Source organism: Butyrivibrio proteoclasticus P6B7, assembly GCF_000622085.1.
GTDB lineage: Bacteria > Bacillota > Clostridia > Lachnospirales > Lachnospiraceae > Butyrivibrio > Butyrivibrio proteoclasticus_A.
In genome coordinates this window covers 62,829-73,314 of sequence record NZ_JHWL01000022.1, presented here as the reverse complement: position 1 = coordinate 73,314, position 10,486 = coordinate 62,829, and the positions used below count along the sequence as shown (strand labels likewise).

Annotated in this window: 9 protein-coding genes; 4 read left to right on the top strand and 5 right to left on the bottom strand. The window is 36.1% G+C overall.

All coding sequences use genetic code 11. The features are described 5' to 3' along the window. Both T541_RS0113135 and T541_RS19610 read right to left on the bottom strand, forming a co-directional pair. Positions 1-697 (bottom strand): nitronate monooxygenase (locus T541_RS0113135; RefSeq protein ID WP_026653162.1); only part of this gene is annotated, 697 nt, incomplete at its 3' end. Between the two features lie 30 nt (positions 698-727). Then, the gene (locus tag T541_RS19610; protein ID WP_051538247.1) at positions 728-949 is read right to left on the bottom strand and encodes an acyl carrier protein; all 222 of its coding nucleotides are present in this window, start codon (positions 947-949) and stop codon (positions 728-730) included. Between the two features lie 116 nt (positions 950-1,065). Between T541_RS19610 and T541_RS0113125 the strand changes: the two genes are divergently transcribed. Then, positions 1,066-1,920 (top strand): MerR family transcriptional regulator, encoded by an 855-nt coding sequence (locus T541_RS0113125; RefSeq protein WP_026653161.1) that lies wholly within the window; start codon positions 1,066-1,068, stop codon positions 1,918-1,920. A 45-nt stretch (positions 1,921-1,965) separates the two neighbouring features. Here T541_RS0113125 and T541_RS0113120 read toward each other — a convergent pair whose 3' ends face one another. Beyond that, positions 1,966-2,904, bottom strand: coding sequence for a type I phosphomannose isomerase catalytic subunit (locus T541_RS0113120; RefSeq protein WP_026653160.1), 939 nt, complete (start codon positions 2,902-2,904; stop codon positions 1,966-1,968). A 141-nt stretch (positions 2,905-3,045) separates the two neighbouring features. Here T541_RS0113120 and T541_RS0113115 point away from each other — a divergent pair, with 141 nt between their 5' ends. Together T541_RS0113115 and T541_RS0113110 are read left to right on the top strand one after the other, a co-directional pair. Next, positions 3,046-4,407 carry an MATE family efflux transporter gene (locus tag T541_RS0113115; protein ID WP_026653159.1) on the top strand — a complete coding sequence of 454 codons (1,362 nt, stop codon included), beginning with the start codon at positions 3,046-3,048 and terminating at the stop codon, positions 4,405-4,407. A 162-nt stretch (positions 4,408-4,569) separates the two neighbouring features. Then, positions 4,570-4,854: an HU family DNA-binding protein gene (locus T541_RS0113110; protein WP_026653158.1), complete on the top strand. Its 285-nt coding sequence runs from the start codon at positions 4,570-4,572 to the stop codon at positions 4,852-4,854. A 111-nt stretch (positions 4,855-4,965) separates the two neighbouring features. Here T541_RS0113110 and T541_RS0113105 read toward each other — a convergent pair whose 3' ends face one another. Together T541_RS0113105 and T541_RS0113100 are read right to left on the bottom strand one after the other, a co-directional pair. Further along, positions 4,966-5,535, bottom strand: a complete 570-nt coding sequence (locus T541_RS0113105) for a hypothetical protein (RefSeq protein WP_026653157.1) — start codon at positions 5,533-5,535, stop codon at positions 4,966-4,968. Beyond that, on the bottom strand, positions 5,535-6,362 hold the full coding sequence (locus T541_RS0113100; RefSeq protein WP_026653156.1) for a ParA family protein: 828 nt from the start codon (positions 6,360-6,362) through the stop codon (positions 5,535-5,537). Before T541_RS0113100 ends, T541_RS0113105 begins: the two co-directional genes overlap by 1 nt. 2,933 nt (positions 6,363-9,295) lie before the next feature. Between T541_RS0113100 and T541_RS0113095 the strand changes: the two genes are divergently transcribed. Next, on the top strand, positions 9,296-10,468 hold the full coding sequence (locus tag T541_RS0113095; RefSeq protein WP_026653155.1) for a replication initiation protein: 1,173 nt from the start codon (positions 9,296-9,298) through the stop codon (positions 10,466-10,468). The last annotated feature ends 18 nt before the right edge of the window (positions 10,469-10,486 follow it).

The following is a 10,486-nucleotide window of genomic DNA, read 5'->3' as shown; positions in this document are numbered from 1 at the left end:
GAGCTCTTACCGGGTGCCCAAGGCTCTTTCCGGTTACAATGGTGTCTCTGTCCTTGGCTTTAAGGACCTTTTCCTTATAGTTAGGATGTACATTGCACTCCTTAGCTGTGAGGAATCGTGTTCCCATCTGAACTGCGCAGGCTCCAAGCATAAATGAAGCCGCCATGCCTCTGCCATCTGCGATTCCACCTGCAGCAACCACAGGAATGCTCACTGCATCTGCCACCTGAGGCACAAGGGCCATAGTCGTTGTCTCTCCTACATGACCTCCTGATTCACAGCCTTCCGCAATTATGGCGCTGGCGCCCATTCTCTCGGCCATTACAGCCAGGGCCACGCTGGAAACCACGCACATAACCTTCACGTTAGCTCCAAGAAGCTTTTCCATGTATTTGGCAGGGTTTCCGGCTCCTGTGGTCACCACCTCAATATGCTCCTGGCACACCACCTCTACAGCTTCTTCGATGTATGGACTCATCAGCATGAGATTTACGCCAAAGGGCTTATTTGTTAGCTCTTTTGCCTTTCTGATCTCTTCTCTTAGCTGCTCTCCATTTGAATTCATAGCCGCGATCAGGCCAAGGCCTCCCGCATTAGAAACCGCTGCAGCAAGCTCTGCGTCTGCGATCCAGGCCATACCTCCCTGAATTACGGGATATTCAATTCCAAGAAGCTCACAAATTGGATTCTTATCCATGTGTCATTCCTCCAAGTATTGCTGCTGATATCACTGCTGTTCAATGTGCTCTGCAAGCTTCTCGATTGTTGTGATCTCCTGTGAAAGCTCGATCTTACAGTCAAGCTCTTCTTGCATCTGCATTACAAGCTCCATGATGTCCAAAGAATCAAGACCGATATCTGTGAATGAGTCTGTTACTGAGATCTCAGAATCCTCCTTATCAAGGTATTCAGCTATAATGTGGATGATTGTTGCTCTTACGTCTTTCATGTTTTTTATCTCCTTTTTTGACAATTTATTGGTTGTAAAAATTTGGTTCCTTGATACAATAAACGTGGGGGTAACCCCCAGGTCAAGACATTTTTTGTGATAAATAGGAGATTTTTATGTCGACTTACTATGAGTCCAGTGAATATGAACAGGATTATTCTTTAAGCGTTGGCCAGTTTGCCAAGCTTTGTGGAACCACGAGAGATACTCTCAGATACTACTATGAGCAAAAGATAATTATTCCCAGAGTTGATCCAAATAACGGTTATCACTACTATTCTGCTTCCCAGATCAGCTCTTTTTTCTTTATTACAACCATGAGACAGGCCGGATGTAGCATTAAGGAAATAAGCTCCATAATCCACAATTCAAACAGGGATTACGTGCATCAGCTGGCTAATTCCAAGATTCTGGAGATGCAAAGAGAGCTCTTTATGATAAACAATAAGATAAGTGCCCTTCATCTGGGCCTTTGGATTCTGGAGAAATACGAAGCCCACAGAAATGGCACTCCTTTCCTGGATCCGCTCCCCTCTATTAGCGTCACCAGAACTTTGATAAAAGACAAGGCTTCTGCCCACCACACAGGAGATATTGCAAAAGATATATCGGCTCACCTGTCCAAATCTCCTTTAAACCGTGGAATTTCTAACTTCCCAGCGGGAGTTACCATAGACAAAGCTGATCTTTTTAGCAAGAACTATACTTATAACAGCATTATCAGTCTTTCTCTGCTTCCAGCTGACAATGTTAGCTCTTTTTACCTTCCAAGTTCCAAGGCTGTCAGTTGCTATCACCAGCAAAACATGTCTGACATTGATCTTAGCTACCAAAAGATTGTTCGTTACATAAAAAAGAACAGGCTTAAGGCCTGTTCTGATCTATACATTATTAGTCTTATCAATCTTTATGACAAAGAGAACCGTCATACTTACTTTAAGTATCTGTTCATCTGTGTCGAGGATGAATAACGCGCGTTATTGTCGGATTCTCTCGATTACCTTACAATGCTACAATTATGGGATCATGGAGATCAACATTTCTCCGTTTCCTGAAATAGAGTACTCTCCACTTCCTGCTGTAATAAAGGCTGAACCACCCTTATTAAGCTTTACAGTTTCTTCAGAAGTCTTCACTTCAAGGCTTCCGTCAATACAAAGAATGCTGACAAAGGACTCTGTTGTGGCATTCTTTGTAACGACTTTACCATCAGTAACTTCTATGTGATCCACTGTGAAATACTTGTTCTCTGCAATCCTCTCGCCCTTGAATTTTCTTTCCTTAGGTCTTTCCAGCTTAGTTACATCAACAGCCTTGTCAATATGAAGCTCTCTTGGCTTACCATCTGCGCCAAGTCTCCCGTAGTCATAGATTCTGTAGGTTACGTTTGAGCTCTGCTGAATCTCTGCAACCATGATATCTTTGCCGATGGCATGAAGTGTGCCAGGCTCAATCAGAATCACGTCTCCCCTTTTAACCATACGCTTATGAAGCACTTCCTCAAGGGTGTTGTTCTTTATCCTATCTGTAAACTCTTCCTTTGTGATCTCTTTTTCAAAGCCCTCGTAAAGGAATGCGCCATCCTTAGCATCAAGGACGTACCACATCTCTGTCTTGCCGTACTGATGCTCATTGGCAAGAGCATATTCATCATCTGGATGTACCTGAATTGACAATGGTCTTGCGGCGTCAATGAGCTTTATGAGAATAGGAAACTCTTCAAACCTGTCGCAATTGGTACCAAGAGCTTCTCTTCCTAGCTCTTTTACCACATCGGCAAGACTCTTGCCTGTATAAATACCATTTGTTATTATTGAATCGCCGTCCTTATGGCAGGAAAGAACCCACGCTTCAGCGCAGATATCCCCGTCAAATTCGACTCCGTACTCATCAACTATGCGATGTCCGCCCCATAAATAGTCCTTACATGTGGGCTTCAAACAAAAAATAGACATATTTCAAATTCTCCTAAACTGTAAAATCATATCTAGTATATACTCTTTTCCCTAATTATTCATCATTATCATAACTAGCCGATGTACCTTTTTTATGTTATACTTTCACGGCACATGAATTGATTAGGAAAAGGATTAGTTATGAACAAAGAAAACAAGATGGGCTATATGCCAATCAAAAAGCTTATTATCTCAATGTCACTTCCAATGATGGTTTCAATGCTTGTTCAGGCTTTGTACAACATTGTTGACAGTATTTTTGTTTCAAATATTGCTACAGCAGGTGGCGATAACTTCGCTCTTAAGGCTGTTACTCTGGCTTTCCCAATGCAGAACTTCATGATCGCCATGGGCTCTGGTACAGGCGTAGGTATCAATTCCCTTCTGTCCCGTTCTCTTGGTGAAAAGAACTATGGCAAAGCCAATGATGCTGCTAATGCCGGTATTTTCCTCACTCTTGTGAATTACATAATCTTTCTTTTCATCGGTATATTTGGAGCTCATGCTTTCATTGCTTCACAGACTAAGGACCAGGCTGCTATAGAGATGGGAACAACCTATCTTTCTATCATCTGCATCATGTCTATCGGTCTGTTCTTCCAGGTGACCTTTGAAAGACTTCTTCAGTCTACTGGTAAGACTGTATATAGCATGATTTCTCAGGCTACAGGCGCTATTATCAATATTATCTTTGATCCACTTTTGATCTTTGGTTATGGCCCATTCCCTGAACTTGGGGTTGCTGGTGCTGCCTATGCAACAATTCTTGGTCAGTGCTGCGCTGCTCTTATTGGTCTTTTCTGTAACCTTAAGTTTAACCACGAGATTTCTTTTGACTTCAAGGGCATATTCAAGCTTAAGGGCAATGTAATTAAGGAGATTTACTACGTAGGACTTCCATCAATCCTTATGATGTCCATCGGTTCTCTTATGACTTATCTGATGGATAAGATTCTTGATCACTTTAACAATGCCACTTCTGTATTTGGTATCTACTTCAAGCTCCAGAGCTTCATATTCATGCCTGTATTTGGGCTTAATAACGGTCTTATCCCTGTTCTTGCCTTTAACTATGGTGCTAAGAACAAAGAGCGTATTAAAGAGGCTTTAAAGTTTGCGTTTGTACTGGCTCTTTCAATTATGATAAGCGGAACCCTTATTTTCCAGCTTTTCCCAGCATCACTATTGAAGCTTTTCAATGATACTGGAAATCTTAAGGAGATCGGTATTCCAGCTCTTAGAACCATTAGCCTGTCATTCCCATTAGCTGGTATCTGTATTGTAATGGGATCTATTTTCCAGGCTTTCGCAAAGAGCTTTTATTCGCTGATCATATCTGTTGGAAGACAGCTTGTTGTTCTTATTCCTACAGCATGGTTATTATCAATGACAGGTAATGTCAATAATATTTGGTGGTCATTCCTCTTTGCTGAGCTGGCATCCTTATGTTTATCATCCTTCTTCTTTAAAAGACTATATAAAACCACTGTTTCTACACTATGATTTAAAACAAGTCAACATATATGCGTCTTTTCAAAATATTGCACTAAATTTCACTACAAAATTTGGCATTTTTTCGCATTAAACCTCTTGTAGTGTGCATTTATTGGGTGTAAAATCTTGTTTAGTAGTAAAAATACTCAATTTGAGGGAGGTAATAATACCATGAATAAGACTGAACTTGTTGATGCTATCGCAAAAGAGACTGGTCTTTCTAAGAAGGATTCAGAGAAGGCTGTTAAGGCTTTCACAGAAGCTGTTACAAAAGAGCTTAAGAAAAAAGGCAAAGTACAGCTTGTTGGATTCGGAACATTTGAGACTGCTAAGAGAGCAGCTAGAACTGGTAAGAATCCTCAGACTGGTGCAGCTATTAAGATTCCTGCAGCTACAGTTCCTAAATTTAAAGCTGGTAAGGCTCTTAAGGACGCTGTAAACGGAAAGAAGAAATAATACATAAAAATTTAGCCTCTGAAGAAATTCTTCAGGGGCTATTTTCATGCTTTTTTTCGATTTTAGCGTTTTATTTGGCTTGATACACTATTTATATATTTGTTATATAAATTACATATTACGGCCCTTTAAACGCTCTTCCAAGGCCTTATGAGCCTGATAGATATCCATGTTCTTATTCATATCCTGCATGATCAGGCTACGGATATATTTTGTTGCTGACATATTAGCTGCCTTAGCCATGTGCTCTACATAATCTCTAAGTCCTCTAATGTCTAACAAAAGGAATTTATCCTTTTCATATCTGCTCTGGTTCTTTTCACCCTTAGCTGACTTCTTAACTGGTTCCTCTTCAATCTGAGTTTCTACCGGCTGAACAGGAATCCTTTCAACTATTTCCTGAACTGGAATCTCTTTTTCAACAGGCTTCTCTTCTACTGGCTGTACATAAACCTTTTCAGGTGCTGGAGCAACAGGCTCCTCAACTACCTTCTCTACTACCTTTTCAACAACTGGCTCAGGAATTGGTGCTTCCTCTTTCTTAACTGCCTTGCTTGGACTCTGAGCTGCTGGCTGAGCCTTTTCTTTATTTTCCTCACTGGAAATTGGTGTCATGCCCTGAAAAAGGCCCTTTCCTGTCTTGCTAACACCCTGTTTTAACATGCTTGCTTTACTTGCCATCACTCTTCCTCCTCTAGGAATTCATCAATGAAGTCATCGTAATCTCTAGCAGCTGATGATCCGCTTGAATACTCAAACAGATTCATCTTCATGGTCTGTGCTTCCTCTACTGATACGTTAAGTCTGATTTTAGACTTAAATACCTTTGTTCCGAGAAGTTGTGCTTTATCTTCAATATCACCAATCCAGATCTTAGAGTTAGCTGTATTTCTAACCTTTGTAACCAAAAGACCTGCCACCTTTACTTTATCATTAGTGAAATCGTGGATCTGATCAATGAACTTGTACAGTCTTGATAATCCCTGTAAAGAATATGCACCTGGCTCAAGTGGAATAACCACCTCATCTGCCACTGTTAAGATATTCATAAGAACTACGCCAAGAGCTGGGCTACAGTCAAATATGCAGTAATCATATTCTTTTTTGATCTTAGAGAATGCTTCCTTGATAAGGCGCTCTCTTCCAAGTGAATTAAAGGTCATATCTGCAGAAGCAAGATCTATACCACCTACAATAAGGTCAAGATTCTCTTCAATTGGAATAATTGCCTTATTGATATCTTTATCGCCACACATTACTTCAAAGAGCTTAGCAGGAACATTCTTCTCAAAATACTCTCTCTGTTCTTCTGTAAGCTTCTCTATGTCCTCTGGATCAGGATCTATCTCATTTAAATCGATTCCAGCTGTCATAGATAAGTTTTCCTGTGGATCAGCATCAACTACAAGAATCTTCTTTCCCCTTCTGGCTAATCCTACAGCCATTGCATAACTCGATGTTGTCTTGGCAACCCCACCCTTTTGGTTGCTAAACGCTATAATTCGCATATCTCCTCCTAAAGCAGAGCAACAAATCGCTTAATTGCTCTTATTTCATACCTTTAATATTATACACAATAGAATATACGCCTTCAATAACAAATATGACTGATATAAACAACATATTGTAGATATGTTATATAACTTATATGCTTTCTTATTGTATTGCCTATCGTTTGAATGTGATATTTGTATGTTATATATCTTAAATATCTTATTTCATATATATGTCTTTTATTATTTATTCGAGAGAGTAATATGGATTGAGCTATATGTTGTATATATATTATATATTTTATATTTTCTATGTATTCTATAATTATTTATATTTGCTGTTTTTTCTCTTTTTTAAACGATTATATGAATTATATAACATATAGATGCTTGCAACTAATTTTCTTTGTCTGAATTCAAACGTGGTGTTTTTAACATCTATTTGTCATGATATATTTGTTATATAACTTTTAGTTAAATATCAATCGTGTCCTTCTAATCACTGAGCATTATTTTTCTGGATAAACGTATAAAATTATAAGCGCAATGATATATATATTATATATCATTCGATTTATGCTAAATTCTAGTAAAGTCAGTGTTTATGCTGTATAATGTATTTAATATATAAATCATCTTAAAGATGTTATATAATCCATTTAACTATTAGATTCTAAATAGTCAAAAGATCAAAATATCTAGAAGACCAGACCGTTATATATATAATACATATTATCTATCATATAATTGTAATATTATATATATTCAACATGTATATTATCTATGTTATATATCATATTTATATTCCATGTCTTAGCTATTTCATATATATTATACATCTCAAATATAAAATATATGTTTTATCTCTTATATCAATCAAATATTTTGTATCTGTTCTATGTCATGTATATGTCTTATGTCATGAATATGATGTATATTATTAATATCGTTAATAATGTGAATATGTATTATATGTTAGATATCAAGAATAAATGATATATTTTACATTATTCATATATTAGATATATGTGATGTATGAAACATAAAAAATATAGTTTGAATATTGTATATTGTCTATATCAGGTTTATAATATATGTTATAGATATATGTTATTGTTTATATTTATTTACACCCAAAGAATATCTATCACTAAGATTTAAGGCCTGGTTAACCTGATCAAAATAGATTTATTCTCAAAATAGAGAGCATAAACGGATAAAAGCGATAAAACGCATTAATAATCATCAAGATTTGTATCGATATTAGTCAAAATCATCGTAATTAAAGCAAAATCATTTAAAAGCTACCAGAAAATACAGTGATAAAATAAAAAACAAGTAACCAAACTATAAATAAATTATAAAATCAGACAGGTGCAATATAAATTTTTTATAAATTCATAAGAAACGGCTTAATTTGAGGCTTCCTAGAGCCTGGGTTACTAATTGTGCAAATAGATAGATTGGTAGTTGCAAGATAACTTGCAGAATAAAGAATATAAAGACAAAATATACCATTACATACCACGTGATTTATACAGCAAAATATGGGAATACATGATGTAATTATATCTTGTTTTAATAACATATGATATTTATAGTCTAAAAGCATATCTTGCAGAAAATTTTTGACTGAAATGATTAATGATCCGTCATATGCATAAATTATAGATTTATATAAAATGTTAGTTGTATTTAAATATAGATATCATGTGGTATTTATTGCCAAACATGACTTCTTATTTAATCATACAAAAAGTATTGAGACATACAATTAGTAAATTTATAATATTAATAGAATAATCAAATCAAAATATAATTATTTTAAATCTACATTTGTAGATTTATTTTTTTGCAGCAAACCAAGTCAATATCATACTAAATGTTATAATCATCCCAAAAATATCACCTATAAATAGCTATTACTATATTTTTTTTTACAATATGCAAGAAATGAAAAGAATAATTCATTCCTAGCTTAACTATATGTCCTTAAAACAATTTTGAAGTATTTGTTTGTTATACCCAGCTTTTGTTGTTTTTTTTATATATAAAACTACAATTTGTTATTAATTAATACATCGTAAAAATCCAGTATTCATGCGGTTTCTTTTTGATTATGGTGTACAAAAAAGGGATAAAAAGATAATAAAAGGGGTTTGAAAAGTTAATCAAAAAGGGATGGAAAGCGAACAAAAAGGGGATAAATAGATCTGGCTTAAAGTGTACAAAAAGGGCTCCAAAAGTATATTAAGAGGGCACGAAAAGGGATATAAATAGGTATAATGATTTTAAGGTGTACAAAAAGGGAAGCACTATAATTATAATTATTTCTTTAGGGCAACATGCTCAAACCCTGTATTTATGCGTTATATAAGCAAATCACAAATCCAAAGGTGAATAAAAAGGGATTATAAGAGTGTACAAAAGGGGAATGATTAGGTATCAAAAAAGGTACATAAATAAAAAATGATCCAGCAAATAATAAATGCTTCATAGAAGCACTATGAAAAACTATCTGAAGGACAAATTTCTTTTTATAAATCTAAAATAATGATTAATCGATAATAGGATGAATAAAATAAAGAAAACAGGGGTACAAAAAGGGGATAAAATAGACTACTATAGTCATACCATAATGGTTTATGGTGAATAAAAAAGGAAGCAACGTGACCTAATAGGGCATGAGTGGTGTATATAAAGGGAATAAAAATAATGACTATAACAGTCAATTACCAATCAACAAATATTAGTATGAATTATTGGCAAAACCCACAAAATATGGGAAAATATATGTTGAAAGTGTAAAGAAAGGGAATATAATATAGTTATAGTATAAAAAAAGGGAACGCCTGGCTGAGATGAGACAGCTCTTTTGGTGAATAAAAAAGGAACGAGAAGCCAAGCGTAGAGTGTATAAAAAAGGAATCTGACTTAACGGGGGATTAATGAAAGATAATAATAAGAGAGACCAGCTGGCCATAAGTAGGAAGACGTACCAGAAGTCCAATGAGCTGATCAATGCCATGGGTAAAGGTACCGCACTAAGCCAGAAGTTGTTTGCCATAGGTATGCAGCATATGAAGGTTGATGAGACCAACAATGTTGTAGCTACAATTTATGGAACCGAACTTAGAAAGATGTTTAAGTCTAATTCGGGTTCTTTGTATGAGCATATTGAAGCGCTGTGTGATAGACAGATCAAGGGAGCTACGATTTTTGACTGGAACCTTCTGATGAAGGACAAGGAAAATGGCAAAATCGAAGCGCACCAGGTTGTGACAGATGCTTCTTTTAAGGACGGCGTTCTTACGCTTAGATACAACAACTCTTTGACAGATAAGATCGTCAATCTTAAAAAGGACTACACAGTACTGAGTTTATCAGATACTCTCAGTCTGAAGAGTGTGTATTCTTTAAGATTATACGAGATGCTCAAGTCGGCATATGACTACCAGAACGCAATCAGGAAGGACAATGCAGAACAGGTCCTTGAATATAATATTACTGAGCTTAAGCTTGAGCTTGGCATTATCAATTCTGGCGGTAGCAAAGAGATAAAGTCTGAATTGGAGAAGCCTAATCCTGATTACGACAGGATAGATGAGCTTGCTGAGAAGACTGGACAGACCAAATACAAGGAGTACAAGGTCTTTAACCGAAGTGTGCTTAGTAAGGCCAAGGAAGAGCTCAATAAGAAGACCAGTATCAATGTTGAGTATGAACCAATAAAGTGTGGACGTAAGACTACAGATATCAGGTTTTTTGTAAGTAAAAAAGATATCGCAGCCGTTAATGATGCAGTTCCTAATATCAACAAGGAAGAGGTTCTGGATAACCTTATAGATCTTCTTCATGATGATTTCAAACTTAGAGAGATTAGAGAGATTGCAGAAGTTGCGGAATATAACGAGGATAAGATTAGTAAGGCTTATAAGTACATGAAGGGATATAACAATCAGATCGATGTTCCCATAGCCTTTATTAAAGAATGCATTAAAAACGAATATTACTTAAGTAAAGCAAAGCCTATGAAACCAGGTGCCAATAAGTTTACGAACTTTAAACAGCAGAACACCTATGACTTTGAGGCGCTTGAAAAAGAACTGTTGGATAATTAAGAAAGAGCCATATATGTT